At 49.9% G+C, this 25,008-nt stretch carries 27 protein-coding genes; 20 read left to right on the top strand and 7 right to left on the bottom strand.

Annotation, left to right across the window (positions count from 1 at the left end; translation table 11 throughout):
- Window positions 1-16 precede the first annotated feature (16 nt).
- Both QJT81_16370 and QJT81_16365 read right to left on the bottom strand, forming a co-directional pair.
- Window positions 17-1,105, bottom strand: a complete 1,089-nt coding sequence (locus QJT81_16370) for a hypothetical protein (protein WGZ93369.1) — start codon at window positions 1,103-1,105, stop codon at window positions 17-19.
- Window positions 1,105-1,389 (bottom strand): helix-turn-helix transcriptional regulator, encoded by a 285-nt coding sequence (locus QJT81_16365; protein ID WGZ93368.1) that lies wholly within the window; start codon window positions 1,387-1,389, stop codon window positions 1,105-1,107. The genes QJT81_16370 and QJT81_16365 overlap by 1 nt, the downstream gene beginning before the upstream one ends.
- Before the next feature lie 28 nt (window positions 1,390-1,417).
- Here QJT81_16365 and QJT81_16360 point away from each other — a divergent pair, with 28 nt between their 5' ends.
- The gene (locus QJT81_16360) at window positions 1,418-2,515 is read left to right on the top strand and encodes a DNA cytosine methyltransferase (protein WGZ93367.1); all 1,098 of its coding nucleotides are present in this window, start codon (window positions 1,418-1,420) and stop codon (window positions 2,513-2,515) included.
- A gap of 38 nt (window positions 2,516-2,553) precedes the next feature.
- A complete protein-coding gene (locus tag QJT81_16355; protein ID WGZ93366.1) occupies window positions 2,554-2,850 on the top strand; it encodes a hypothetical protein in 297 nt (98 codons plus the stop codon).
- A gap of 79 nt (window positions 2,851-2,929) precedes the next feature.
- Here the strand turns inward: QJT81_16355 and QJT81_16350 are convergent, their stop codons facing one another.
- Window positions 2,930-3,265, bottom strand: a complete 336-nt coding sequence (locus QJT81_16350) for a XisI protein (protein ID WGZ93365.1) — start codon at window positions 3,263-3,265, stop codon at window positions 2,930-2,932.
- A 206-nt stretch (window positions 3,266-3,471) separates the two neighbouring features.
- Between QJT81_16350 and QJT81_16345 the strand changes: the two genes are divergently transcribed.
- Window positions 3,472-3,906 carry a hypothetical protein gene (locus QJT81_16345; GenBank protein ID WGZ93364.1) on the top strand — a complete coding sequence of 145 codons (435 nt, stop codon included), beginning with the start codon at window positions 3,472-3,474 and terminating at the stop codon, window positions 3,904-3,906.
- 58 nt (window positions 3,907-3,964) lie between these two features.
- Here QJT81_16345 and hflC read toward each other — a convergent pair whose 3' ends face one another.
- Window positions 3,965-4,966, bottom strand: coding sequence for a protease modulator HflC (gene hflC, locus QJT81_16340; GenBank protein ID WGZ93363.1), 1,002 nt, complete (start codon window positions 4,964-4,966; stop codon window positions 3,965-3,967).
- Window positions 4,963-5,934: an FtsH protease activity modulator HflK gene (hflK, locus tag QJT81_16335; protein ID WGZ93362.1), complete on the bottom strand. Its 972-nt coding sequence runs from the start codon at window positions 5,932-5,934 to the stop codon at window positions 4,963-4,965. Before hflK ends, hflC begins: the two co-directional genes overlap by 4 nt.
- 372 nt (window positions 5,935-6,306) lie before the next feature.
- Here hflK and QJT81_16330 point away from each other — a divergent pair, with 372 nt between their 5' ends.
- Both QJT81_16330 and QJT81_16325 read left to right on the top strand, forming a co-directional pair.
- Window positions 6,307-7,491 (top strand): tetratricopeptide repeat protein, encoded by a 1,185-nt coding sequence (locus QJT81_16330; GenBank protein WGZ93361.1) that lies wholly within the window; start codon window positions 6,307-6,309, stop codon window positions 7,489-7,491.
- A 135-nt stretch (window positions 7,492-7,626) separates the two neighbouring features.
- On the top strand, window positions 7,627-8,130 hold the full coding sequence (locus QJT81_16325; GenBank protein ID WGZ93360.1) for an Rrf2 family transcriptional regulator: 504 nt from the start codon (window positions 7,627-7,629) through the stop codon (window positions 8,128-8,130).
- Window positions 8,131-8,238: 108 nt separating this feature from the next.
- Here QJT81_16325 and QJT81_16320 read toward each other — a convergent pair whose 3' ends face one another.
- Complete coding sequence (locus QJT81_16320) at window positions 8,239-8,553, bottom strand: BolA/IbaG family iron-sulfur metabolism protein (protein ID WGZ93359.1); 315 nt, start codon at window positions 8,551-8,553, stop codon at window positions 8,239-8,241.
- A 92-nt stretch (window positions 8,554-8,645) separates the two neighbouring features.
- Here QJT81_16320 and QJT81_16315 point away from each other — a divergent pair, with 92 nt between their 5' ends.
- The 7 genes from QJT81_16315 (at window position 8,646) to QJT81_16285 (ending at window position 16,406) form a co-directional block, all read left to right on the top strand.
- Window positions 8,646-9,617: a MoxR family ATPase gene (locus QJT81_16315; GenBank protein WGZ93358.1), complete on the top strand. Its 972-nt coding sequence runs from the start codon at window positions 8,646-8,648 to the stop codon at window positions 9,615-9,617.
- Window positions 9,617-10,552 (top strand): DUF58 domain-containing protein, encoded by a 936-nt coding sequence (locus QJT81_16310; GenBank protein WGZ93357.1) that lies wholly within the window; start codon window positions 9,617-9,619, stop codon window positions 10,550-10,552. Before QJT81_16315 ends, QJT81_16310 begins: the two co-directional genes overlap by 1 nt.
- Window positions 10,549-11,025 carry a DUF4381 domain-containing protein gene (locus tag QJT81_16305; protein ID WGZ93356.1) on the top strand — a complete coding sequence of 159 codons (477 nt, stop codon included), beginning with the start codon at window positions 10,549-10,551 and terminating at the stop codon, window positions 11,023-11,025. Before QJT81_16310 ends, QJT81_16305 begins: the two co-directional genes overlap by 4 nt.
- Window positions 11,018-12,004: a VWA domain-containing protein gene (locus QJT81_16300; protein WGZ93355.1), complete on the top strand. Its 987-nt coding sequence runs from the start codon at window positions 11,018-11,020 to the stop codon at window positions 12,002-12,004. Before QJT81_16305 ends, QJT81_16300 begins: the two co-directional genes overlap by 8 nt.
- A 1-nt stretch (window position 12,005) precedes the next feature.
- The gene (locus QJT81_16295; GenBank protein WGZ93354.1) at window positions 12,006-13,784 is read left to right on the top strand and encodes a VWA domain-containing protein; all 1,779 of its coding nucleotides are present in this window, start codon (window positions 12,006-12,008) and stop codon (window positions 13,782-13,784) included.
- Window positions 13,778-15,469 carry a BatD family protein gene (locus QJT81_16290; protein WGZ93353.1) on the top strand — a complete coding sequence of 564 codons (1,692 nt, stop codon included), beginning with the start codon at window positions 13,778-13,780 and terminating at the stop codon, window positions 15,467-15,469. The genes QJT81_16295 and QJT81_16290 overlap by 7 nt, the downstream gene beginning before the upstream one ends.
- Window positions 15,470-15,563: 94 nt before the next feature.
- Window positions 15,564-16,406: a hypothetical protein gene (locus QJT81_16285; GenBank protein WGZ93352.1), complete on the top strand. Its 843-nt coding sequence runs from the start codon at window positions 15,564-15,566 to the stop codon at window positions 16,404-16,406.
- A 4-nt stretch (window positions 16,407-16,410) separates the two neighbouring features.
- On the opposite strand, the gene rep is transcribed toward QJT81_16285, so the two are convergent.
- The gene (rep, locus tag QJT81_16280) at window positions 16,411-18,411 is read right to left on the bottom strand and encodes a DNA helicase Rep (GenBank protein WGZ93351.1); all 2,001 of its coding nucleotides are present in this window, start codon (window positions 18,409-18,411) and stop codon (window positions 16,411-16,413) included.
- A gap of 118 nt (window positions 18,412-18,529) precedes the next feature.
- Here rep and QJT81_16275 point away from each other — a divergent pair, with 118 nt between their 5' ends.
- The 8 genes from QJT81_16275 to ribBA all read left to right on the top strand — a co-directional run bounded on the left by QJT81_16275 (window position 18,530) and on the right by ribBA (window position 25,001).
- Window positions 18,530-18,874, top strand: coding sequence for a protein disulfide isomerase family protein (locus QJT81_16275; protein WGZ93350.1), 345 nt, complete (start codon window positions 18,530-18,532; stop codon window positions 18,872-18,874).
- Window positions 18,871-19,443 carry a 1,6-anhydro-N-acetylmuramyl-L-alanine amidase AmpD gene (ampD, locus tag QJT81_16270; protein WGZ93349.1) on the top strand — a complete coding sequence of 191 codons (573 nt, stop codon included), beginning with the start codon at window positions 18,871-18,873 and terminating at the stop codon, window positions 19,441-19,443. The genes QJT81_16275 and ampD overlap by 4 nt, the downstream gene beginning before the upstream one ends.
- Before the next feature lie 147 nt (window positions 19,444-19,590).
- Window positions 19,591-20,193 carry an META domain-containing protein gene (locus tag QJT81_16265; GenBank protein WGZ93348.1) on the top strand — a complete coding sequence of 201 codons (603 nt, stop codon included), beginning with the start codon at window positions 19,591-19,593 and terminating at the stop codon, window positions 20,191-20,193.
- Between the two features lie 118 nt (window positions 20,194-20,311).
- The gene (glyA, locus tag QJT81_16260; GenBank protein WGZ93347.1) at window positions 20,312-21,589 is read left to right on the top strand and encodes a serine hydroxymethyltransferase; all 1,278 of its coding nucleotides are present in this window, start codon (window positions 20,312-20,314) and stop codon (window positions 21,587-21,589) included.
- Window positions 21,590-21,595: 6 nt separating this feature from the next.
- On the top strand, window positions 21,596-22,105 hold the full coding sequence (gene nrdR / locus QJT81_16255) for a transcriptional regulator NrdR (GenBank protein WGZ93346.1): 510 nt from the start codon (window positions 21,596-21,598) through the stop codon (window positions 22,103-22,105).
- Complete coding sequence (gene ribD, locus QJT81_16250) at window positions 22,102-23,217, top strand: bifunctional diaminohydroxyphosphoribosylaminopyrimidine deaminase/5-amino-6-(5-phosphoribosylamino)uracil reductase RibD (GenBank protein ID WGZ93345.1); 1,116 nt, start codon at window positions 22,102-22,104, stop codon at window positions 23,215-23,217. Before nrdR ends, ribD begins: the two co-directional genes overlap by 4 nt.
- Window positions 23,218-23,222: 5 nt before the next feature.
- Entirely contained in the window at window positions 23,223-23,888 is a 666-nt protein-coding gene (locus tag QJT81_16245) for a riboflavin synthase (protein WGZ93344.1), read from the top strand.
- A gap of 6 nt (window positions 23,889-23,894) precedes the next feature.
- Window positions 23,895-25,001, top strand: coding sequence for a bifunctional 3,4-dihydroxy-2-butanone-4-phosphate synthase/GTP cyclohydrolase II (gene ribBA / locus QJT81_16240; protein WGZ93343.1), 1,107 nt, complete (start codon window positions 23,895-23,897; stop codon window positions 24,999-25,001).
- Window positions 25,002-25,008 lie beyond the last annotated feature (7 nt).

The following is a 25,008-nucleotide window of genomic DNA, read 5'->3' as shown; positions in this document are numbered from 1 at the left end:
AACTTTACTTCGGTGGTTAGTCCTTTTGTTGGAAGATGCTGTTCCAGCCTTGTTTCGTCTTGGTGGAAATATTGATGTCTGTCACAAATGCCTGAAGTTCTTCCAAGAAATTCAGCATTTGCGCAGGTGTTAGTAATGTTGAAATCACAAAGATAAACTCCCTTATATCAATAAAATCAAAGGTTTTTCCTTTGTAATGACGTGTGTTTCCGTCTAGGGCGAGTTCTGTGGTGTCTTCGGGAATGCGGCAGATGAAGGTAACAGGTTTGCCCAAGCTGCTAAGTCCTCGTAGAGCATCAATGCAGTCATCAAGCCTTTTCAGATTGATCTTTTTGACGGTGATTTCATACAGATTCAGGATTTCCGCACTTTGACTCGTCCAAATATCGGCGGGTTTCTTTGATGTGGTATTCGTGCCGAAGACGCTTTCATCCCCGCCATGAACAGTGATGGTGGAATCTGCATACAACGATGCCAATAACTTGGCAATCACAAACTGTGGCACGTTTCCGGCTTCTGGGTATTCAACGCAGAATATTGCGAGTTTCCCCGCTATTTGCCGCGTGCTTTCCCCGACAGTGCTGGTTGTGACAACGACTTGCTGGTTGAGCTGTTGTGTGTAGCTGAGCAGCCTGAAAAAGAAATAATCAATCAGGATGGCTCGTTGTTTGCCTTTGCTCTCCATGACTATCCGCAAAAAATGGACAGCGGCTAAAGCTGCGGCTTCAGGACGTTTACCTTTTGCCCAAGCTTCATTCAGTTGGCTGATGTTTTTTGCCACATTGAGCGGGTCTGACTTGCCGCAAGGAATACCTTTTTCAGTCAAAGCATACCAAATGCCTTCCTCAAAAATGGCTCGTGGATTACATCCGTAAAAATCGTTGAGTGGGTCGTATTCTGGGTTAATGTGTATGCCCACTAAAGCGGTCAAAACAACGCCACGAAAGCCCTTGGCATGGATTTCTATCAAGTTTGTCAGCAAGTTACAGACTTCAGGCGTTCCTGTGAGTAAATCATGAAAGTCAGATTCCTGTAATGTCTTAGCCCGCAGTAGTTTAGCGTTGACATAGTATTTGGCATCTTCGTTGCGTTCTGATACGTTCATTAAATTTCCATGCCTAGTAAAGCGGTTATTTTTTCAGAAAAATGTTTGTTTTCACTGATTCGGAAAGCTTCCAGAATACGCACAAATTCCAAGACATCCAACCGTCGTTCAAGTTGCTCGATTTTGGATATGTCTGACTGATTCATGCCTACTTTGTCAGCTAGATCAGCTTGAGAAATATTCAAACGCTTGCGCTCGCTGGTAAGGGCTTCGATCAGCGAGTGATACCGTAGGTCGTGGATGGACTTGTCTTTCTTCATAAAGTGGATGATGCTATGATTCACAAATTATTCGTAAATGGAATATTTCAATATGAAAGCTGTTTCCTTGTTTTCGGGTGCAGGTGGCATGGATGTCGGTTTCAAACGGGCAGGTTTCGAGGTCATCGCGGCCAATGAAATAGATACTTATGCCTGCCAGACATTCAGGGCGAATCACGCTGAGACAACGCTTTACGAGGGGAATATTACTTCCAATTTACAGGCATTAGGCGGTTTTAAAAATATTGATGTTGTGTTCGGTGGTCCCCCTTGCCAAGGTTTTTCGGTGGCAGGAAAAATGGATGCCGACGATCCTAGAAGCCAATTAATCTTCAGTTTTGCTGATGTGGTTGATCTCATCAAACCGCGTGCTTTTGTGATGGAAAACGTCAAGGCATTAGGTAGTTTGGAAAAGTTCGCCGAAGTCAGAAGGAAACTCATGGCACGTTTCTCCAATGCGGGTTACGCGGTGACAGTGACAACCTTGAACGCAAAAGATTTGGGAATTCCGCAATCACGCGAACGTGTATTTTTTATTGGTTTCAAACAGGGTGTTAATCCAATTAATGCCGCTTCTTTCAGAAAATATCAGGCTACACCCCCGACGCTGCGCGAAGTTTTATCCCCATTGGGAAAAGCAGGGACACAAACAAACAATAAAGTATGCAAAGCGAAAATTACCTTGGCATTAAAGCCTGTGTTAAGGCAGTCACCTTATGCGGGTATGTTGTTTAATGGTCAAGGTCGCCCGCTTAACCCTGATGGTTGGGCAAGTACTTTACCAGCCAGTATGGGAGGAAATAGGACTCCCATTATTGATGAAGCCCATTTATTCGACGCTGCTAAACCGTGGGTTGAGGACTATCACCGCCATCTGATGAAAGGAGGAAAGCCGCACGGAACGAATGATGCCCCGATGTCCCTACGGCGGTTAACCGTTGATGAAGCTGCGTTGTTGCAAGGTTTTCCAGCGGATTACCGATTTTGTGGTTCGCAAAGTAAGGTTTTTTCGCAAATTGGTAACGCAGTGCCTTGTCGGTTGGCTCAAGTGGTGGCAGAGGTTGTATACCGCGTATTGGAACGTAGCGGTGTGCATCAGGAGAATGAATATTTAACTGGACAAAATATGGAGTTCAAATTTGCGAGTTAATGCAGTTTTAAATACACGTACTCGACGTAAAAACTGATTTGGATGAGCCGTCCATCGGCTTGCACCAGCGCGACAACGCCCGCTTGCTGAAAACGCTGTTCCGCCTGCGTGACCTTGGCAATACCGTGATCGTGGTCGAGCATGACGAAGACGCAATCCGTTCCGCCGACCATGTGCTGGATATTGGCTCCGGCGCGGGCGTGCATGGCGGGTACATTATTGCGCAAGGCACGCCGGAGCAAGTGGCTAAAACAGAGGGGTCGTTTACGGGGGGAGCGCCTGAAGCGGATGTTGTGATACAGTACCAATCATGTAAAAAATCGTTGTCGTCATGAGGTTAGCCATGAATGCACAAACGGTGATGGAGGGTTTTTCTTCCCTTCCCCCTGATGCGCAGCAGCAGCCTCACCTTCTTCAATTCACGGCATACCCTGTGTAGGGGCGGACTGATTCGGGTAAAAAACCCAGCACGATGCGTTCTTTCGGAATGCCCCGTTCGACCAGTGACTCGGCAATTTCCGCATCCGTGCTGTCATGTTGCAACCAGACTTTTTCACCCTTCAGGTCAATGTGAACCAAACAGCCGTGGGTGCGCCGCTTGCCCTGCCAGCCTTGGGCAATGACTTGGTAGCGGCTCTGGTTGTCGTCAAAGATGGTTTCCAGTTCCAAATTCCCAGAGGCGGAGGGGATGCTGGCAATCTTTTCCAGCAATTGTTTGATGGTGGTTTTGTCGTCGTTCAGTTGAGCCATTGGGTGATGACCTCCTGTTGTTCGTCAAATGTCATGTCTCATGACGGCGTAGGCAGTGGTGCTTGGTTTACCGAGCAGTTCCTGAAACGGATGTTGTGAAATCTGCGGCTATGCGCTAGATTCGCAGCGCATATCTACCAACAGGTGGCAAAAGCTAAACCATATTGGCGCTCTCCCACTCCTAGCAAATAACGAAAGGCAATACCATGATTTCATTTACCGAACTTAATCAGCAGAATGACACAATCACCGAGCTTTCCAACGTACTTTGTCATTTGATTGACGAGCGTTCCGTTTGCGACTTGAAAGTCACGTGTGATTTATTTTTCTCTTACGTTGACCAGGTGAAAGAGCATCTGGATCTGGAAGAGCGTGAACTGTACCAGTCCATGTTATTGCATAGTGATCAGAACATCCGCAATACAGCGAATAAATTCCTTTCTGGTTCGGGTGAAATCAAGCGGGTATTTGGGCAGTACCTCAAACGCTGGAGCAAGAATAAGGAATTGCGCATCAATGACCATGACCAGTTCGTGAAAGATACCCGTGAAATGTTCCAACTGGTATTCAACCGGATCGAAGACGAAGTGGAACATCTCTACCCCACTGTGCGGGCAGTACAAGCCGCCATGTCGAAGTAATGGTTAATGCCGCGACCCGTTATGTGCCTATTGACGGCAGCCTACTATTGGGTAAACGCTAATCTCCAGACGATGGCGCGGCAAAGGTAGTCGGTAACGAGGATGTGCCTTTCAGCAAGCGGAAAATATCGCTATCGGTCGACAAAATCAGGCTGGTATCCGGTGTCATCACTGCCTGATAAGCATCCAAGGTGCGGGTGAAGGCGTAAAAGTCAGCCGCCGCCTGACTTTGGTTATAAGCCTTGGCGTAGATTGCGGTCGCTTCCGAATCGCCTTTGCCGCGAATGTCTTCCACTTGGCGATAAGCTTCGGATTGAATGCGGTTCAGGTCGCGGGTCATATTGCCGCGAATCCGTGCCGCTTCGCCATTGCCTTCAGAGCGGAAGCGTTCGGCAATTTGGCGGCGTTCGCTGATCATGCGTTCGTAGATTTTGGGTTCGACACTGGCGTTGTAATTGATGCGCTTGAAACGAATATCCAGCAATTCCACCCCGAATACTTTGAGCTTTTCGGCAGCGGCTTTGTAGATTTCTTGTTCAACCAAGACTCGCCCTTTTTGGATTGGCACAAGTGAACCCACCACATTGTTGGTATCTGCGCTATTTGCCGCGCCTTCCACTAAAGTCGGGTCTTTGAGGGGCACACGCCCTTTGGTGGTGCGTACCATTTCAATCAATTCGTGTTTGGCAACCGCGTTACGGGTTTCGCTGCCGAGGATGTCATCCAAACGCGATAAGGCACTGCGTTCGTCGCGTAACCGCAGGAAATAGGGGAGTGGTTCCACAATGCGCCAGCGGGCAAACAAATCCACCGAGATGTAGAGTTTGTCTTTGGTCGGCATATCCGAAGGGCTGCCATCCCACGGCAGTACCCGTTTGTCGATGCGGTTTACCTCTTGAATAAACGGGATTTTTAGTTTCAAGCCTGCTTCGGTCACGGGTTCTTTCACCGGTTTGCCGAATTGGGTCAGGATCACTTGCTGCGCTTCTCCCACGGTATAGAACGCATTAAACAATACAAACGCCAGCAAACCGGCAAGCACTAGGAGTAAACGGTTCATGGTGCTGCCTCCGCTGGGGTTTTCTGTGAGGTGTTGAGGTTGAGCAGGGGTAACAGGTTTTTCATGCCTTCGTCTACCACGATTTTGTTTTGAATGCGGGGTAAGATGGCTTGCATGGTTTCCAGATACAAACGCCGTTGGGTAATGTCGGGGGCTTTTTGGTATTCGGTAAACACCGCGTTGAAACGTGCTACGTCGCCCTCGGCTTCGTTGACGCGCTTGAGGCGGTAGCCTTCGGCTTCGCGGATGCGTTGATCTTTTTCACCTTCCGCTAAGGGGATGACTTTGTTGTAATCGCGGCGGGCTTCGTTAATGAGCTTTTCTCTTTCTTGCTGCGCTTGGTTGACTTCATTGAAGGATTCTTGTACTGGGCGTGGTGGGTTGATGTTCTTTAATTGCACTTGGTCGATGCTCACACCCATCAGGTAAAGGGTGGCGAGTTGCTGGAGTTTGACCAAGGCTTCGGCTTCGATTTCTTGCCGCCCGATGGTGAGCACTTCATCGACGGTGCGATCACCCACGACTTCGCGCATGACCGATTCCGAGGCATTGCGTAAAGTAATGCCCGGTTCGCGCACCGCAAACAAATAGTTGGTGGGTTCGGCAATGCGGTATTGCACCACCCATTCCACCAGTGCCACATTCAAATCGCCTGTGACCATCGGTGATTCCGCCGCCGGGTTGTCGGAGTATTGATCGACATTGCTTGCACCTTCGGTATAAAAGCCGAATTCCTGTTTTAATTGGCGTTTGACCGGCAAAATGGTGGCGACATCCACGCCCAAGGGAATTTTAAAATGCAAACCGGGTTGGACTTCCGCCTTAAATTTTCCGAAGCGTTGCACGATGGCGACGGAATCACTGGGGACGGTGTACCACGATGACCAAGCGGTAATGCCGAGCAGGATAACGATCACAGGGGCAATGCCCATTAGCTTGAAGCCTGGCAAGCGTGGTCGCGAGGTCATGGGAAAGGATGGTATTGAGTTCACGCGGAATTCCCTCCAGTCATAAAAGTTTTGTGATTATGATCATGACTCTACGCCGTACTGTGTGGTTTAGCGAGAAGCTTCCGAGGAAATGGGGTTGTGGGCGGATAAAGATTGCATCGGTATGTCAGTGTAGAGGTCAAGGCGTGTTTGATTCATAACTGAAATATACCGGACGGGAGAGGTGTTTGCGTAACATCAGTTTTTAATCATGCATAAACTGTCCGAAGTATTGATAACAAGTACTTGCTAAAAAAGAATATTCATCTGGGGTTAGGGTGATGGTCTGCAAAATAACCGTTAGTTATTATATTTATAATCATAAATTCTTTATCGAGTATCGGGGCTGCCATGAGAATAATAAAAGTCTTGTTATTGGGGATGACGGCGAGTGCTATATTGCCATTTTCTGTTACTGCGAACCCGCAAATTGCACCCGTACAGCCGGTTAACATGGGTGAAGCTCCGCCACCATGGAATGCTAATGCAGCACCTGAAGTAGCGGCGACACAGCCTGCGGCAACATCCAGTCAAGGTTCTAGCGTGGAAAATTGGTATCGCAATCGCCGCAAAACAGAGAGTAATGTGGGCACGGATTTTGCTGCATTACAGGCATCTGCGGAGAGCGGTGATGCTAAAGCGCAATACAAGTTAGCTATGTTGTACCGTAATGATGAAAATCCACAAGCCGACCTCAAAAAGTCTTTGGATTGGCAACAACGTGCAGCGCAAGCAGGGTATATGGAAGCCCAATACGGTTTGGGCTTATTGTATGCGAATGGGCAATATGTCCCTGCCAATAATAATCAGGCACGCCAGTGGTTTGAGAAAGCTGCGGCACAAGGTCATGTTGCTGCCCGCTTAGCGCTGCTTTCCTTGGATAGTGGTGCACCCGCGCAAGCGATTGTCACCTCTAATAACCTGAAAATGGAAGAACCGGGGCAACGTACCGAGACGCAAGATTTTGCGTCTCTACAGCAGCAGTCCCCCGCAGCAATGCCACCGATTCCGGTGGTTAATTCCGCCAGTCGCCCGGAACCGGTCACCACGCGGGTATCTCAGCCCATAATGGCGCAACCCGCCGATCAAAATCAGAATACGGCAGGTAAGCTTGATCTCACTGGCATTGAACCTGAAGTCTTGCGTCAGTCAGCCGAGTCAGGTGATAAGCAAGCGCAATTGATGCTAGGTACTCTGTATGAAGACGGCCTTGGTGGTCTGCCTGCGGATTTGCGCGAAGCTGCGTATTGGTATGAGCAAGCTGCTAAGCAGCATTACCCCAAAGCCCAATACAATCTCGGTCTGCTATATGAAGACGGGCGCGGTGTTACGCAAAACGATAAACAAGCCGCTTACTGGTATGATAAAGCCGCCAAGGCGGGGTTCACGGAAGCCCAAAACAACTTGGGTGTACTGTTTGTATTGGGAAAAGGCGTTAAGAAAGACAGTAAAAAAGCTGAAAAATTGTTTATGGATGCCGCCAGCAAAGGCAATGCTGATGCGCAGCGTAATCTGGAGATGTTACGAAAAGGTTAAATAATTGTAATGTTATCAAGAAAACAGTTCGTTTATTTCGAGTTATTTAGATAAAAATTTCGACTTTTTCTTAGTGTGTGGTTCTCGTATAGTGCTTGTCAGAGATGAATGACAAGAACTCATTAGGAGACAGACATGAAACTATCCACACAAGGTCAACATGCCATCATGGCAATGCTGGCATTGGCTATCCACGATGACGAAGGTGCAGTGCGCTTAGGTGATCTGGCAGCACAGCAAGGGATTTCGTTGTCTTATCTGGAACAGATATTTGCCCGGTTACGTCATGAAGGCTTAGTCGAAGGGATTCGTGGCCCAGGGGGCGGTTATCGTTTAAGCCGCCATGCTGATGAGATTACCTTAGCTGACATCATTCAGGCCGCAGAGGATGATGTTGTGACCGATTTGAGTTCTCTGCAAGGTACGGAGATACGTAGTCAGCATTTAGTGCAACAAATGTGGTCAGACCTGAGCGGTCAGTTTTACCGCTTCATGGAAGACATTACGCTCGACAGTTTAATGGAAGGCCATGAACTGCCGCGTAAATCTTACCAGATGGGCGAAACCGCCAGTTTAATTGCCAGAATGTTCCCAGCCAGGGAACTAAGACCGAGCATGGCGCATCAAATGGCTATGTAGATTGAAAGATAATAGATAACACAAACATTTTCGCATTGCTGCCCAGACTCCTCCAAACAGGGCAGCATCTCCCAGCGGGGTTGTCCTGAGCCAACAACCCCGCTTTTTTTATGCCTTGCCGCCACCCATACACAAGGGCGATTCCGCCACCTTCCCACCTTTGGCAAAATGTTCTTCTGGTGTCAGCGTATGCAGTGCCAATGCATGAATTTTGCCATTTAGTTCTTCTGCTAAAATGCCATTAATCTGTCGATGGCGTGCAATCAGCATTTTTCCGTTGAACTGTGCGCTCACAACAGTCACTTTGAAGTGCGATTCGGAACCGGGTGGTACGTTGTGCATATGGCTTTCATTGAGGACTTCGAGAAAGTCAGGCTGCATAGCTTGTTGGATTTTCTGTTCAATTTGAGTCTGGATGGTCATAATCTTCACACTTGAATTAACGATGATTAACTTGAAACCACGGGAACGGGGCGCGTATATTCCGCCCTACACCCACATAATGACCTGCGAACATGAACCAAAAAGAAAACTTTGACAAGTTGTCCCAGTATTTGCAAAGCAAAATCATTGGACAAAAATCCCTGATCAACCGACTCATGATTGCTTTATTAGCAGATGGGCATTTGTTGGTAGAGGGAGCACCGGGCTTGGCAAAAACCCGTGCTATCCAGATGTTAGGGCAGGGTATCGAAGGGGATTTTCATCGCGTCCAGTTCACCCCTGATTTGTTGCCAGCGGATATTACGGGTACGGAAGTGTTTCACCCCAATGATGGCTCATTCCACTTTCAAAAAGGCCCGTTATTCCATAACCTGATTCTTGCCGATGAAATCAACCGTGCCCCGGCAAAAGTGCAATCCGCTTTATTGGAAGCGATGGCAGAACGTCAGATCACGGTCGCGGGTACGACATGGAAATTGCCGGAGCCGTTCTTGGTTATGGCAACCCAGAACCCCATTGAGCAAGAAGGCACTTACCATTTGCCAGAGGCTCAACTTGACCGTTTCCTGATGCACGTTATCGTGGATTACCCCACCCCGGCAGAAGAAAAAGTCATCCTGCATTTGGGGCGTAAAGAAGCAATGCAACAAGTCCGTCATGAAAAAGAAGCGGTTGCACCCTTGGTTAGCCGAGAAGATGTGGCAATGGCGCGTCAGGATGTGCTGAATATTTACATGACCGACAAAGTGGAAACGTATTTGTTGCAACTGGTACTGGCTACCCGCAACCCTGAACGTTACGGCAAATCTTTAGCGGGTAGCATTGCTTATGGCGGTAGCCCGCGAGCGACGCTTTCCTTGGATCGTTGCGCCCGCGCTCATGCGTGGTTGGCGGGGCGTGATTTTGTCAGCCCGGAAGATGTCCAGGCTGTGGCGCATGACGTATTACGCCACCGTTTGCTGCTAACATTTGAAGCGGAAGCCGATGGCATGACGGCTAATCATATTATTGATGAATTACTCGCGTTGGTGGCAGTACCCTGATGGCACAGGCAGCGGTTGAACGTACCCACAATCAGGCAGGTGAGGGTATTGTGTTTAGCTCCTTGCAATCCCTATTGCGTTTGCAAGGGCAGGTGCGGACACTGCATTTGGCGAAAAAACACATTCGTTCACGTCATGCAGGGTTGCACCGTTCAGTCCACAAAGGTCGGGGCATGGACTTTGCGGAATCACGGATGTACCAGCCGGGTGATGATATTCGTACCATTGACTGGCGGGTAACGGCACGTAGTGGACGTGTGCATACCAAAGTGTTTGAGGAAGAACGTGAAAAGCCGGTGTTATTGTGGGTGGATTTACGTCCGTCGATGTTTTTTGCTACCCGTGGGCGTTTTAAATCCGTGTTGGCAGCACAAATTGCGGCATTGCTGTTGTGGAAAACCCTTGATGATGGTGACCGCATTGGCGGGATTTTGCAAAATGGTCAACATGCCGAATTCAAGCCATCGCGTAGTCGCTCCGCTGCTTTGCATCTGTTGCGCCAGTTGAGTGATATGACCCGCGCTTCGGCTACGCTCAGTCGAAGCGATTTGCAAGCCAGTTGGACACGGTTACGGCGGGTGACACAACCCGGTAGTCAGCTTTTTATTCTGAGCGATTTTCGGCAGGTCACTCCCGGTGCTTTGCGGCAACTGGCGATGATCGCACAACATTCCCAACTGACCTTGATTTCGATTCATGACCCGTTTGAGGAGCATCTGCCCAAGACGGGTAGTCTGCGTTTGACTGATGGCAAACGTCATGTGTTACTGAATTTGGGGTTGCGGCTGTGGCGTGAACGTTACCTCAATCGGGTTGCCCAATCCGCTAAAATATTGCAGGAGTTTAGCCGTAGCCAGCGTATTCCGTTAGTACAATTATCCACTGCTGATAGCGACAATGAGCGTTTGCTGAAAGTATCACGGGGGTTGCGATGAACCCGGATGAATTACCGTTACGCGATATTCACCTGCCTGAACCCGTTAGTTGGTGGCCGCCAGCAATAGGATGGTGGTTCATGGCTGGTTTGATGCTGTTTGTCATTGTGTGGTTGTTCTGGCGTTGGCAGCAGCAAAAACGCACCGAACAGCGTTTGGAAACAGCTTTGTTGGAGTTGGAGCGTTTACAAGGTCAATACGGGGCTAATACGAAAGCGTTGTTGCGTGAATTGTCGGTGCTATTGCGTCGTGTGGCGATTAGCGAATACGGGCGACAAAGGGTTTCTGGTTTGACAGGCGCAGCTTGGGTCAAGTTTTTAGATGAAAAAGCGGGCAAACCGCTATTCAGTGGAAAGTTGGCACATTTGTTGACAGAAGTGCCGTATCGCCCCGAAACACAAGCCGAAACGAAGGCGGTGTTGCAAGCCATTCGTGAGTGGATCAAGTTGCAACGAGGGAAACAGCATGTATGAGTTTCTCTGGTGGTGGATGTTTTTGTTGTTACCTTTGCCCCTGTTGGTGCGTTGGTGGTTAAAGCCTGCTGAACCCAAACAAGGCCTTGCCTTGAAAGTCCCCTTTTTGGAGGATTTTCAGCAAGGTGGCAAGGTATTGGGGCGTTCGTGGTTTGGATTGCTGGCCTTATTGCTGGCAAGTGTGGCTTGGGTCATGTTGGTAGCGGCGGCTGCACGTCCGGTATGGGTTGGTGATAGTTTGGCGATGCCAGTGTCAGGACGGGATCTGATGTTAGCGGTGGACTTGTCCGGCAGTATGCAAGAACAAGATTTTATCCTTAACGGACAGGTGGTTGACCGACTGGTGGCGACCAAAGCCGTGGCTGGCGAGTTTGTCCGCAAGCGTACCGGGGATCGTATCGGTATGGTGTTATTCGGTGACCAAGCGTATTTACAAGCACCGTTAACCTTTGATCGTCAGACTGTATTGCAATTGTTGAACGAAGCGCAAATCGGTTTGGCAGGTGAACGTACCGCGATTGGCGATGCGATCGGCCTTGCGCTCAAACGCTTACAAGATAGCCCGGAAAAAAATCGGGTGTTAATTTTGATGACGGATGGCGCGAATACGGCCGGTAGTGTTAGCCCTTTAGAGGCGGCTGAAATGGCAGCAGCCGTGGGTTTGAAAATTTATACGGTGGGAATCGGTTCGGAAAGTGATCAGATGCGCAGTGTGTTCGGTTTTCAACTCATGAATCCTTCAGCGGATTTGGATGAGCGCACTTTGAAAGCGATTGCCTCTAGCACGGGGGGGATGTATTTCCGCGCCCGCGATACTGAAGAGTTCCACAAAATCTATGAGGAACTTGATCGGTTAGAACCTGTAGAAAAAGAAGCGCAACAATGGCGTCCGCAGCAAGAACTATTTCGTTGGCCATTGTTGGTAGCGTTATTACTGTCATTGTTGACCGTCGCGTTGCGGATAGGGCGGGAGGGATAGCATGATGGTGAACGATTTGCATTTTCTGCACCCGGAATGGTTATGGTTGTTAGGTGTCATTCCGCTGGTTTGGGGCATAAAAGTATTCCATGCTCGCCAGCAAGGGGGCTGGGAGCGGCTTGTTGATAAGCAATTGATGCCGTTTGTATTGAGTGGTTCAGCAGGCAGTTTGGGGTGGGGGGCATTGGTCTGGCTCTCGTTGGTGTTACTGATCGGCATCTTAGCCATGGCAGGTCCTGCGTGGGATAAGCGGGAAGTTCCGGTGTTTCGCAATCAACAAGCCTTGGTGGTAGCGATGGATTTTTCTGCTTCTATGTATGCTGAAGATGAAAAACCCAACCGGATTACCTTGGCGCGTTTTAAACTGCTGGATATTCTCCATTCCCGCAAAGATGCACAAAATGGATTAGTGGTATTTGCGGGGGATGCCTTTACCGTTACACCGCTAACAGACGATATTGATACGATTGAAGAACAAGTCAAAAACCTATCACCTGAAATCATGCCTGCACCCGGTAGTTTATTAACGCCTGCTATTCAACGCTCAGTCGAATTATTGCAACAGTCGGGTATGAAGCAGGGCGATATTTTACTGATTACTGACGGAGTATCGGATACGCAAGCCGCGCTTTCCGCCGCTGAAGAAGTGCGAGGTTTGGGCTACCGGGTATCGGTATTGTCGTTAGGTACAGCAGAGGGATCGCCGATTGCCCGTGCTAAAGGTGGTTTCCTGCTCGATAGTTTTGGCAAAACGGTAATTGCTAAGGTCAATCTGGATGATTTGGAACGGATTGCTGATGCCGGAGGCGGTATATTCGTTAAAGCAGCCTTGGGCGATGCTGATGTGAGTGCGTTGAGCCAACGTTGGCAGACCATTGACAAGGGTATGTTGACCCAAGCCAAAGGTTTGCAGACCGATACTTGGGTCAATGAGGGGTACTGGCTGGTATTGTTGCTGTTGCCTGTTGTGGCGTTAGCATTTCGGCGTGGTTGGTTGGGGGTTGTCGTGGTCTGCGTTTTATTGCCACAACAGCAACCCGTCTACGCTTTTAGTTGGGATGAATTGTGGCAAACACCAGACCAACAAGCACAAGCCGCGCTGGAGAATGGTGAGTTAGAACGTGCTGCTGGTTTATTTCAAAATCCTGATTGGAAAGGTGCTGCTGCCTACAAAAATAAGGATTACGCCACAGCAGCGCAACTGTATGCCACGCAAAATAGCCTTGATGCACAATACAATTACGGTAATGCTCAAGCCAAGGCAGGTAAATTTCAAGAGGCGATAGCGGCTTATCAGCAAGTGTTGGCGGCTAATCCGAATCATGCTGATGCGCAACATAACCTAAAAATCCTTGAGGATGCGTTAAAACAACAGCAACAGGAGCAAAGCGACCCCCAGCAACAGCCTGAACAAAACCAGCAGCAAAATCAGCAACAGTCTGGTGCAGACGCACAACAGCAACAAGGTCAGCAAGGCCAGCAAGGTCAAGAACAACAGCAGCAATCGGCTGCTGAGGAACAGCAACCACAAGCAGATGCAGCTAAGGCGGCTGAGGAACAAGCCAAGCAACAGGAACAGCAACAAGACGCGCCAGAGCAAGCCGATAAGGCAAAGCAAGACGAAGCGGAAGGCAAAGAAGATCCGCAACAGCGTGAGCAAGAACAGGCGACGGAACAATGGTTACGGCGTATTCCTGATGATCCCTCCGGTTTGTGGCGACGTAAATTTCAGTATCAATACCAACAACGGGGTGCGCAAACGCGAGGTGATGAATGGTAAGGTGGTTATTGTTTGCGATGTTGTGGTGTCTGTCACTGAGTATCAATGCTGCTACTATTATTGCTCAGCTTGATCGTAACCCTGTGGCTTTAGGTGATCCAGTCGTCCTCACGTTCACGGTGGACGGTATGGTCTCAGGCGAACCCGATTTTTCCCCCTTGCAACAGGATTTTGAGATACGCGGGCGTTCGCAAAGCAACAGTTTCACGGTCATTAATGGTGTTAGCACGGTCAATACGCAATGGGAATTGCGTTTATACCCGCGTAAAACAGGGACATTGCCGATTCCTGCCATTGCATTTGGGAGTGATCAAAGCCAGGCACTGGATTTGCAAGTCACGGAACAACCTCAGCCTGCTGCTGGCGGTACACCCGATATTTTCATTGAACTCACCGCCGAGCCGCAACAGCCGTTTGTGCAACAGCAAACCATCATTACCCAACGCATGTTTCACATCACACCACTGGAGTCACAGGCCAGTTTGAGTCATCCACCGATTGACAGTGGTAAAGGTAACATCCAGCAAGTTGGTAATACACGCAATACCACGATGCTGCGTAACGGGCGTAACTATCAAGTGATTGAACGCCGTTATGCGTTGATCCCGCAGCAAAGTGGCAGCTTGACGCTGGGGCGTACTACCTTTGAAGGCGTGCTTGCCGAACCGGGCGCTGCGAGTAGCAATTTTGATCCATTTGGTCTGAGTGGCAAGCGCATTCGCCGTTTTTCTGAACCATTGACGCTTCACATTCAGGAACAACCTGCGAATTACACCGGCAAGCAATGGTTGCCCGCGAATAGCCTCACGTTGAATGCTCACTGGCAAATCCCGGCAGACAAACTGAAAGCCGGTGAACCTGTGACGCTGACCTTGGCGATTGTTGCAGATGGTTTGGCTGCCGAGCAGTTACCTAAGTTGGAAATAGCCGTGCCTAACGGCATCAAAGCCTATACCGACCAGCCAGAATTACGTAATGATGCTGGCAAAAATGGTGTCGTTGGGGTGCGTCAGGAAAAATGGGTGGTCGTTGCACCTTACAATGGCGAGTATGCGTTTCCGGGTGTGGCAGTGGATTGGTGGAATACCAGTACGAGCCAGCAGGAAACCGCACGGGTTGAGCCAGTGAAAATGGTGGTGACAGGTGGTCAGGCTGCCCCCGCAGGCGCAATACCTACACCTAGTCAGCCTCAGGCCATCACGCCTTCTCCATCTAACCCCGCCCTGGTGTCGGATAAGGTGATAACTGAGGCGTCATGGTTTTCATGGCGTCGGTTCGCAGCAGCGTTATTGTTGGTGTGGAGTATGGTATCTCTTGCTTGGTTAGGGTGGCGCTGGTGGTCTTTCCGTAGCGGGGGGGGGCAGGTTTCCAATAAACCAGACGTTAAGGCAGTGTGGAAACGTTTGGAACAGGCGTGTCAACACAATCAACCGCAAGCGACTCACGCAGCTTTGTTGCAATGGATTGATGTGGGTTTGAATATCCGCCCCGCCGTGCTGACGACATTGCGTGCGCAGGCATCCCCGCGTTTACAGGCTGAGATTGATGCGCTGAATGCGGTGTTATACGGGCGCAGTAGTGGTGGTTGGAAAGGTGCTGGTTTGTGGCAGGCACTGCAAGATTTCCAGTCATCGCCAACGGTACACGCCAAAGAATCAGCACTTGCAGTATTATACCCAGATTAATCTGAACGAAGTGAATGTTTGGGGTCTAAACAGGCAGGCAGGTCGAGTTCTATCCAGTCATATATCCAGTCATATAATGTCATGAGGTGCAAGTATGCAGATGCCTATCAACCTTGGGTTAGTCTTATTGGGGGTGAGCCTGAATGCTGTAGCCTTCACGACACCCCAAGGCTACGCCACATTACCTGTCACGTTCTCGCCCACCGCTAAGTCAGAAGTGGTGATTTCTCAGCAAGGCAATACCATTAGTGCCAAACTGCCCAGTGGTAAATCCCAAGCATTGGGGGAAATGCCCGATGTACCAGAAGGCAGTCAAACGATTGATGGTTTAGTATTACAAGCCGACTTTAACTTTGATGGGCTGGGCGATGTTGCCATACTGGATGGTGTTGGCTACGGTGGCGTAAACCTATTTTACCGCCTGTATCTTTGGAATAAAGCAACGGGTAAGTTTCAGGAATACCAAGAAACCATCAGCAACCCTACCTTGACCCCTGAAACCAAAACTCTCAGCACGGCACAACGTTCGGGGCCGCGTTGGTACAGCACGGATTACCGTTTCAATAAAGGCAAGCCCTATGTGTGGTCGGAAGGCACGATGGTGGGGACAGAAGGCGATTTATTTTTCGTCAAAATCTATAATTCGGTAGGCAAGCTTATTAAGAAAGTCGTGGCGGACACACAAGATGCCTCTGACGTTGATGATAAAAGTGTTGCGGCTACCCGCAAGATCACTGTTGCTAAAGCCGTGCTGTATAGCAAGCCCAATACTGCCAGCAAAACCAAACAGTATTTGATCAAAGGCGATACCGTTACGCTGTTGGATTACCGTGAAAATGACGATGGTTCGGAATGGTTTTTGGTGCGTTTCAAAGGTAAAAAAGTGATTGAAAAATGGGTGGAGTGGGGCGCGATCCAACGCGCCCCAGCCAATTAGCCAATCAATCCCCCAGCAATGCCTGTAAGTTAGAAATGTACGCCCGTGCAGTCTCTTGACGCTCCTCTGGTGTGATCGCGGCTTTTTTGTCTTCCCATTCCAGATGTTCTGGCGGTAATTCTTCAAGGAAGCGACTGGGTTCGACCGTGGAGGCTTCACCGTAGCGCGAACGGGTTTTGGCGTAGCTGATGGTGAGGTTTTTCTGAGCGCGGGTAATACCGACGTAGGCAAGACGGCGTTCTTCTTGGATGCTGTGTTCGTCGACACTATTGGCGTGGGGCAGAAGTTCCTCTTCAACACCGACCAAAAACACATTGGGAAATTCGAGTCCTTTAGCAGCATGTAAGGTCATGAGGGCGACGGCATCCTGTTCTTTTTCTTCGCTATTACGCTCCAGCATGTCGACTAAGCTCATGTGCGCAATGATGTCGCTCAGGGTTTCTTTGCCAGCGCCATCATCGTGGAGTTTGCGTATCCATTCGACGATTTCCCAGACATTTTTCATGCGCGATTCGGCTTGTTTGGGGGTATTGCAGGTGTTCTTGAGCCAGTCTTCGTAGCTGATGTCGTTGATGACTTGTTTGACAATGCTGGTGGGGTCGGCGTTTTCAGCGGCGCGGGTGACTTCGTGTAGCCAGAAGCAGAAGGTTTCGATACGTTGGGTGGCTTTGGCGGACACGCGCTGGGCAAAGCCGAGTTCTTGCGCGGCAGTGAGTAGGCTGGTTTTGCGTTCGTGAGCGTATTCGCCGAGTTTTTCCAGTGTGGATGTGCCGATTTCGCGTTTGGGGGTGTTGATAATGCGTAAGAAGGCGGCATCGTCATCCGGGTTGGCGATCAGGCGCAAGTAGGCGAGGATGTCTTTGACTTCGGCTCGCGAGAAAAACGAGGTGCCGCCGCTGATTTTGTAGGCGATATTATTTTCGCGCAGAGCCTTTTCAAACAAGCGGCTTTGGTGATTGCCACGGTAGAGGATAGCGAAATCCTTGAAATCAGCACGGTCGCGGAAGCGGGCTTTGAGGATTTCGCTGACAACTTTTTCAACTTCGTGTTCGGGGGTACGGCAGGGCATGATGCGGATTGGGTCGCCTTCGCCGAGGGTACTCCACAGATTTTTCTCGAATAAATGTGGGTTATTGCCAATGAGTTTATTGGCACTTTGTAAAATGCGGCTGGTGGAGCGGTAGTTTTGCTCCAGCTTGACGACCTTGAGCATGGGGTAGTCTTGCTGCAATTGCGCAATGTTTTCGGGGCGTGCGCCGCGCCATGCGTAGATGGATTGGTCATCGTCACCCACGGCGGTGAGTGCGCCGCGAATGCCTGCCAGCAAGCGGATCAGGCGGTATTGGCAGGCGTTGGTGTCTTGGTATTCGTCCACTAGCAGGTAGCGTAATTTGTTTTGCCAGTATTGCAGTGCGTCAGGGTGTTGCTCGAAAAGTTGTACGGGCAACACGATGAGGTCGTCGAAATCGACGGCGTTGTAGGCTTTGATCTGTCGCTGGTATTTTTCGTATAAAATCGCGGCGAGTTTCTCATCGGTAGTATTTGCCAGTAATGCGGCTTGCTCGACGGAGATGAAATCGTTTTTCCAGCGCGAAATAATCCAACGCAGGTTGTCGGCTTCCTCTACGTCCTCTTTGTGGGCGAGTTCTTTGAGGATGGCTTCGCTGTCTTGCGCGTCGAGGATGCTGAAATTTTTCTTGTAACCGAGGCGTTTGGCTTCACGCTTGATAATGTTTAAACCAAGGGTGTGGAAGGTGGAAACGGTGAGTCCCTTGGCTTCTTCTTTGGTCAGGAGTTGGGTGGCACGTTCGCGCATTTCGCGGGCGGCTTTGTTGGTGAAGGTGATTGCCGCGATTTGGTCGGCAGAATGCACGCCTTTACGGATCATCCAGGCGATTTTCTGGGTAATGACGCGGGTTTTGCCACTGCCAGCGCCTGCGAGGACTAGGAGGGGAGAGCCGAGGTGGGTGACGGCGGCTTGTTGTTGGGGGTTGAGTCCGTTCATAGGGTCGGAATATGCGGGTTAGCCAATCGGTGAGAAAGATTTGGGATTATAGCAAATTTCGGCTAGAGGCTGTACACGCTGTCGGTTTCTACCCGCGAGTGGATGTATAATGCGCGGCATGAAAAACATTGTAAGCCTGACTGATCTGAACTTTCACCATGTGCTGGCGGAAACCCCCGGCGCTGCACTGGTATTTTTCACAGCACCCAACTGCGGCGCGTGTCGCAATCTCAATTTGGCCTTGGGACGCTACTTGCACGAATACCCACCCTTGCCGCTATTTGAAGTGGATGCTGTTCACAACGGTGGGTTGGTGAATGCGTTCGATATTTTCCATTTGCCCGCTATTTTTTTGTACGTTGATGGGCGTTACCACTGCGAATTGCATTGTGAGCCGTTGCCTGCCCGTATTCACACAGCGATTCAAACTGCTCTATCACAGCCAGCCGAGGATGAACCTTGAATATAGACCGAGAAACTGGCTTATTGGACGATGCACGCCAATGTCCATCCCCTAACTATGACGAACGCCCGCAAGGTTGCATCCCTGAATTAATCGTCTTGCATAACATTAGTCTGCCACCCTACGAATTCGGCGGGCCGTGGATCGACCATTTGTTTACCAATCAGCTTGACCCTACCGCTCACCCTTTTTTTGCGGATATTTGCCATTTGCGGGTGGCAAGCCATTTGCTGATTCGGCGAAATGGCGAGCTTGTCCAGTATGTACCTTTCCATAAGCGTGCTTTTCATGCTGGTATTTCTAGCTACAAAGGCAGGGAGCGCTGCAATGACTTTTCGGTGGGGATCGAAATCGAAGGCTCAGATTTTGAACCATTTACGGAGGCGCAATATGTTCAGCTTGAAACATTTCTCCCCGTTTTGGTGGATGCTTATCCAACGTTGAACTTGACCGATATTACGGGGCATGAACATATTGCACCGGAACGTAAAACGGATCCAGGACCATTTTTTGATTGGAAACGTTTGAGTGAGCGTTTGGGAGTGGCATTGCCAGCCGTTGCTTGCTAATAAGGTGTTGTATAAATACAACACTAGGGGGTAGAAAATATTCAATGTGGTGAAAGGTTAGCATTGTTCCTATACTTAGTAGGGTGTCATATACATGTGACGTATCATTCACCCCACATAACCATCACCAATGATTGAGGGAAACTTATGAAAATGAATGCTGCCCAGTCTTGTCTTTTTGTTCAGGTTCGCCGCGTTTTGCTGCTGCTTCCTTTAGTATTAGGTAGTGTTTGCGTTCATGCAGATACGACTACCCCCCCTGATACTTCTGTCACGCCATTGCCAGCAGGTGCTTGTCCATTGAATAGTGGCGGGCCGTCGCTACTGAATACAGAATGGCGTTTGCTATCGGTGTATGGCAACACAGTACCTAATGAATTGAATATCAGTATGAAAGTAGGTGAGGTGGCGTTATCGGGTTCTGCTGGATGTAATGATTACAACGCTAATTTTAAACAGGTTGGGCATACCGGTTTTATGATCACAAGCATTGATAAAGGGCGGAACGGTTGCCCGATTGTGCGCCCTGAGGCAGGTAAGCAAACCATCAATGTTGGTGATTGGGAGGGGGCTTATCTGCGCACACTCCAGCGTGCTGGTAGTGTGGAAACGATTGGCAATACCCTGCATTTTTATAATCGTAGTGGCGAGCCTTCCGTGATTTTTGGCAAAAAGTTTGATGGGCCAGATGCAGAAACTCCAAAAGATGAAACACCACCGGAAGCTAAACCACCGGTTAGCATGTACTAAACCGTCGATAATTTTGGTTTGAGAGGCATGTCAGTTTACAAAACAGCATAGGTTGAGCCTGAAAACAGTGGTATGCTATAACGCTTTTTTAGCTTTCAACGTGCAGGAGAAAAGCGGCATGTTTTCCAGCCAGATGACAATCGCAGGTTACGATGATGAATTGTGGAGTGCTATGCAGTCCGAAGTGCGCCGTCAGGAAGAGCACATCGAGCTGATTGCCTCTGAAAACTACGCCAGTCCGCGCGTCATGGAAGCGCAGGGTTCGGTGCTCACTAACAAATATGCAGAAGGTTATCCTGCCAAGCGTTACTACGGTGGTTGCGAATACGTTGATAAAGCGGAACAATTGGCTATTGATCGTGTGAAGCAATTGTTTGGTGCTGATTATGCTAATGTGCAGCCGCATTCCGGATCGCAAGCCAATTCTGCGGTTTACATGGCACTGTTAAACCCCGGTGATACGGTATTAGGCATGAGTTTGGCACACGGTGGTCACTTGACCCACGGTGCAAAAGTTAACTTCTCCGGTAAAATCTACAATGCAGTCCAGTACGGTATTACCGATGACGGCTACATTGATTATGCCGAAGTTGAGCGTCTGGCATTGGAACACAAGCCCAAAATGATTGTGGCTGGCTTTTCGGCTTATTCCCGTGTGATTGACTGGGGCAAATTCCGCGCAATCGCTGACAAAGTTGGCGCATACTTGATGGTTGATATGGCGCACGTGGCGGGTTTGGTCGCTGCGGGTGTTTACCCCAACCCGGTGCAAATTGCTGACGTAACAACCTCCACCACGCACAAAACTTTGCGTGGCCCGCGTGGGGGTATTATTCTCGCCAAAGCCAACCCTGATCTGGAAAAGAAATTCAACTCATTGGTTTTCCCAGGTATTCAAGGTGGCCCTTTGATGCACGTCATTGCGGCAAAAGCAGTGGCTTTCAAGGAAGCGCTGGAGCCTGAATTCACGATTTATCAACAGCAAGTGGCCAAGAACGCCAAAATCATGGCAGAAACCTTAATGGGGCGTGGTTATAAAATTGTGTCGGGTGGCACAGACAATCACTTGATGTTGATTGATTTAATCGACAAAGGTATTACCGGTAAAGCAGCAGATGCAGCGCTGGGTGCTGCGAACATCACGGTTAATAAAAACTCCGTACCCAATGACCCTCAATCACCGTTCGTCACCAGTGGGATTCGTATCGGTACACCCGCTATTACCACCCGTGGTTTCAAAGAAGCTGAATGTACCCAATTGGCTAACTGGATTGCGGATGTGTTAGCTAATGTTGAAGATGTCGCCACTATCAATCGGGTAAAAGGGCAGGTGCTTGATATTTGTGAACGTTTCCCCGTTTACCGTTCCGGTACATTTGGCGATCATCCGGCGTAACTGCTGATGCGATGCCCTTTTTGCGGTGCTGATGATACGCGGGTCATTGACTCGCGTTTGGCGAACGAAGGCGACCAAGTGCGGCGTCGGCGGCGCTGCTCGGCTTGTGATGAGCGCTTTACGACGTATGAAGTGGCAGAATTGACGTTGCCGCGTGTGATTAAATCCAATGCAGCGCGTGAACCCTTTGATGATGACAAGCTGCGTGGTGGCATTATGCGGGCATTGGAAAAGCGCCCGGTGTCGATTGATCGTATTGAGGCCGCGTTAAGTCACATCCGCAAACGCATTCTCATTAGCGGGGAGCGTGAAGTACCCTCATCCATGATCGGTGAATTGGTCATGGATGAATTGCGTCAATTGGATGAAGTTGCCTACATTCGCTTTGCATCGGTGTATCGCCGTTTTGATGCGATTGAGGAATTTCGTAGCATGATTGAGCATTTGGAAAGTGACCCCACGCCAGAGCAACGCAACCGCCAGATTAACTTACTGCCCGTCCCCCCCAAGGCATGAGTTTTACCCCAAAAGACCACCGCTACATGGCACGGGCGCTGCAACTGGCGCGACGTGGCTTGTATAGCACTCAGCCTAATCCGCGTGTCGGTTGTGTGATTGTGCGTAACGGTCAAATCGTTGGTGAAGGTTGGCATGAACGTGCTGGTGAACCTCATGCAGAAGTCCATGCCCTGCACATGGCGGGTGAATCAGCACATGGTGCAGATGTCTACGTTACCCTAGAGCCTTGCTCGCATTACGGGCGTACCCCGCCGTGTGCAAATGCGTTGGTGCAAGCAGGTGTTGCCCGCGTTATGGTTGCCATGGTTGACCCTAATCCACTGGTGGCAGGCAACGGTTTACGGATTTTGCAACAAGCGGGCATTGTCACCGCATCCGGTTTGTTAGAAAGCGATGCCCGCGCTCTTAACCCCGGTTTTATCTCGCGTATGGAACGCAACCGCCCCTACATTCGCATTAAAATGGCCATGAGTTTGGATGGACGTACCGCGATGGCATCGGGTGAAAGTGTCTGGATCACGGGTGAGGCAGCGCGGCGTGATGTGCAGTTTCTGCGAGCGCAAGCTGGCGCAATTCTGACCGGTATTGGTACGGTGTTGGCGGATGATCCCTCCCTCAATGTGCGCTTAACGGCAGACGCGCTGGGTATTCGTGGTGAAGTACGTCAACCCGTTAGGGTAGTATTGGACTCTGGTTTACAGTTTCCCTTGAATGCTGCCATGCTCAAATTGTCAGGCGACATTCTCATTTACACCTGTAGCGACAACCTTGCGAAAATTACCCAATTGGAAGCGGCAGGTGTTAAAATCCGCCGATTTTCCGGCGATAAACTCGTGCTTGCCAATGTCATGACTGCTTTGGTAGACGATGGCATTACCGAAGTTCATGTTGAAGCCGGAGCAACCCTCAGCGGTGCATTAGTGGAACAAGGCTTTGCTGACGAGCTGGTGATCTACCTTGCGCCGCATTTGATGGGGTCTGACGCCCGTGCTTTGTTTAACTTACCGCATCTTACCCAAATGCGTGAACGCATTCCGCTGGAAATTCGTGATATTCGCGCAGTCGGGCAAGATTGGCGTATGATTATCAGCCCCAAAACCAGAGGTTAACCTGCATGTTTACTGGCATTATCGAATCCATCGGCACCATCCGCGATATGCAGCCTATCGGTGGCGATATGCGCCTGACGATTGCTATCGGCAAATTGGATATGCGTGATGTTGCCCTTGGCGATAGCATTGCGGTGAATGGCGTGTGCCTGACCGCGATTGCTTTTGATAGCAGCAGTTTCAGCGCCGACGTTTCCCGCGAAACTTTATCCCTGACCAGCCTTGGTGAGTTGTCACGCGGTTCAAAAGTAAATCTGGAAAAAGCCCTGACCCTGCAAACCCGTTTGGGTGGGCATTTGGTCAGCGGTCACGTCGATGGTTTGGGTGAAATCATTAGCCGTCACGACGATGCGCGGTCGGTGCGTTTCAGCATTCGCGCCCCATACCACCTCGCCAAATACATTTCGGCGAAAGGTTCAATCACCGTCGATGGCACGAGCCTCACCGTCAACAAGGTGGATGGCAGCACCTTTGAACTTAATATCGTCCCGCACACGCTGGAAGAAACCATTATTGCTGATTACCGCAGCGGCACACAGGTGAATCTGGAAGTCGATGTGATCGCCCGTTACCTCGAACGCCTGTTGCTAGGCGACAAAGCCGCCTATTCCAGCACCGGCGGCAGCAACATTACCGAAGCATTCCTCTCCGAACACGGCTTTATGAAGTGAGAAACCATGCAATTCAACACCACAGAAGAAATCCTTAAAGACCTCGCCGAAGGTAAAATGGTCGTCATCGTGGACGACGAAGATCGCGAAAACGAAGGCGACCTGTTAATGGTTGCCTCGTTAACGCGCCCCGAAGACATCAATTTCATGGCGAAAGAAGGGCGTGGTCTGGTGTGCCTGACGCTGACCCGTGAACGCTGCAAGCAGTTAAATCTGCCGTTGATGATTTCCGGCACGGATGAGGCACACACCACCAACTTCACTGTTTCGATTGAAGCGGCGGAAGGCGTGACCACGGGTATTTCAGCGTATGACCGTGCGCACACCATCCGTACAGCGGTTGCGCCGAATGCGTTGCCCTCCGATATTGAACAGCCTGGGCATATTTTTCCGCTGATGTCGCAACCAGGGGGTGTATTGACACGGGCAGGGCATACCGAAGCAGGTTGTGATTACGCGCGTTTAGCCGGTTTCGAGCCTGCGGCAACGATTGTAGAAATCCTCAATGAAGACGGCACAATGGCACGTCGCCCCGACCTGGAAATTTTCGCCGAGAAGCACGGCTTGAAAATGGGCAGCATCGAAGACTTAATTCGTTACCGGGTGCAGCATGAAAAAAGTATCGAGCGCGTGTTTGAGAAAGACGTGCAAACTGAATACGGTGCGTTCCATCTGGTGGCTTACAAAGAATTAGCCAAACACGACATTCACCTAGCCTTGGTTAACGGTGACATTGCCGCTGATGATACCGTGATGGTGCGGGTGCATTTGGAAAACGAATTGTGTGATTTATTGGCCTTGAATGAACCGGGTTGTGGTTGGCCGTTACGCAGTGCCATGCAACGCATCCAAAAGGAAGGTAAGGGTGTTATCGTCATTCTGCGTGAGCCTATCCAAACACAAGATGTGTTAAATCGTTTGAAAGGGTTTGAATCTCAGCCAGTTGTGCAGGACAATACCCGTTCATCTCCGGCTGAATTGAAAACCTATGGCATTGGTGCGCAAATCCTTTCGGATTTGGGTGTGCATCGGATGCGTGTCATGAGTGCTCCCCGCCGTTTACACGGTATTGCCGGTTTTGGTCTGGAAATTGTGGATTATGTTCAGGATTAAGTCCTAC

This window comes from Candidatus Thiothrix putei (genome assembly GCA_029972225.1).
Lineage (GTDB): Bacteria > Pseudomonadota > Gammaproteobacteria > Thiotrichales > Thiotrichaceae > Thiothrix > Thiothrix putei.
The sequence above is the reverse complement of the archived record's forward strand: the minus strand, read 5'-3'. Positions and strand labels throughout refer to the sequence as shown.

Coding starts and splice junctions, on each gene's coding strand:
- QJT81_16370 (WGZ93369.1), bottom strand. CDS start 1,105: ATGAACGTATCAGAACGCAACGAAGATGCCAAATACTATGTCAACGCT.
- QJT81_16360 (WGZ93367.1), top strand. CDS start 1,418: ATGAAAGCTGTTTCCTTGTTTTCGGGTGCAGGTGGCATGGATGTCGGT.
- QJT81_16350 (WGZ93365.1), bottom strand. CDS start 3,265: ATGGCTCAACTGAACGACGACAAAACCACCATCAAACAATTGCTGGAA.
- QJT81_16345 (WGZ93364.1), top strand. CDS start 3,472: ATGATTTCATTTACCGAACTTAATCAGCAGAATGACACAATCACCGAG.
- hflC (WGZ93363.1), bottom strand. CDS start 4,966: ATGAACCGTTTACTCCTAGTGCTTGCCGGTTTGCTGGCGTTTGTATTG.
- hflK (WGZ93362.1), bottom strand. CDS start 5,934: ATGACCTCGCGACCACGCTTGCCAGGCTTCAAGCTAATGGGCATTGCC.
- QJT81_16330 (WGZ93361.1), top strand. CDS start 6,307: ATGAGAATAATAAAAGTCTTGTTATTGGGGATGACGGCGAGTGCTATA.
- QJT81_16325 (WGZ93360.1), top strand. CDS start 7,627: ATGAAACTATCCACACAAGGTCAACATGCCATCATGGCAATGCTGGCA.
- QJT81_16320 (WGZ93359.1), bottom strand. CDS start 8,553: ATGACCATCCAGACTCAAATTGAACAGAAAATCCAACAAGCTATGCAG.
- QJT81_16315 (WGZ93358.1), top strand. CDS start 8,646: ATGAACCAAAAAGAAAACTTTGACAAGTTGTCCCAGTATTTGCAAAGC.
- QJT81_16310 (WGZ93357.1), top strand. CDS start 9,617: ATGGCACAGGCAGCGGTTGAACGTACCCACAATCAGGCAGGTGAGGGT.
- QJT81_16305 (WGZ93356.1), top strand. CDS start 10,549: ATGAACCCGGATGAATTACCGTTACGCGATATTCACCTGCCTGAACCC.
- QJT81_16300 (WGZ93355.1), top strand. CDS start 11,018: ATGTATGAGTTTCTCTGGTGGTGGATGTTTTTGTTGTTACCTTTGCCC.
- QJT81_16295 (WGZ93354.1), top strand. CDS start 12,006: ATGATGGTGAACGATTTGCATTTTCTGCACCCGGAATGGTTATGGTTG.
- QJT81_16290 (WGZ93353.1), top strand. CDS start 13,778: ATGGTAAGGTGGTTATTGTTTGCGATGTTGTGGTGTCTGTCACTGAGT.
- QJT81_16285 (WGZ93352.1), top strand. CDS start 15,564: ATGCAGATGCCTATCAACCTTGGGTTAGTCTTATTGGGGGTGAGCCTG.
- rep (WGZ93351.1), bottom strand. CDS start 18,411: ATGAACGGACTCAACCCCCAACAACAAGCCGCCGTCACCCACCTCGGC.
- QJT81_16275 (WGZ93350.1), top strand. CDS start 18,530: ATGAAAAACATTGTAAGCCTGACTGATCTGAACTTTCACCATGTGCTG.
- QJT81_16265 (WGZ93348.1), top strand. CDS start 19,591: ATGAAAATGAATGCTGCCCAGTCTTGTCTTTTTGTTCAGGTTCGCCGC.
- glyA (WGZ93347.1), top strand. CDS start 20,312: ATGTTTTCCAGCCAGATGACAATCGCAGGTTACGATGATGAATTGTGG.
- nrdR (WGZ93346.1), top strand. CDS start 21,596: ATGCGATGCCCTTTTTGCGGTGCTGATGATACGCGGGTCATTGACTCG.
- ribD (WGZ93345.1), top strand. CDS start 22,102: ATGAGTTTTACCCCAAAAGACCACCGCTACATGGCACGGGCGCTGCAA.
- QJT81_16245 (WGZ93344.1), top strand. CDS start 23,223: ATGTTTACTGGCATTATCGAATCCATCGGCACCATCCGCGATATGCAG.
- ribBA (WGZ93343.1), top strand. CDS start 23,895: ATGCAATTCAACACCACAGAAGAAATCCTTAAAGACCTCGCCGAAGGT.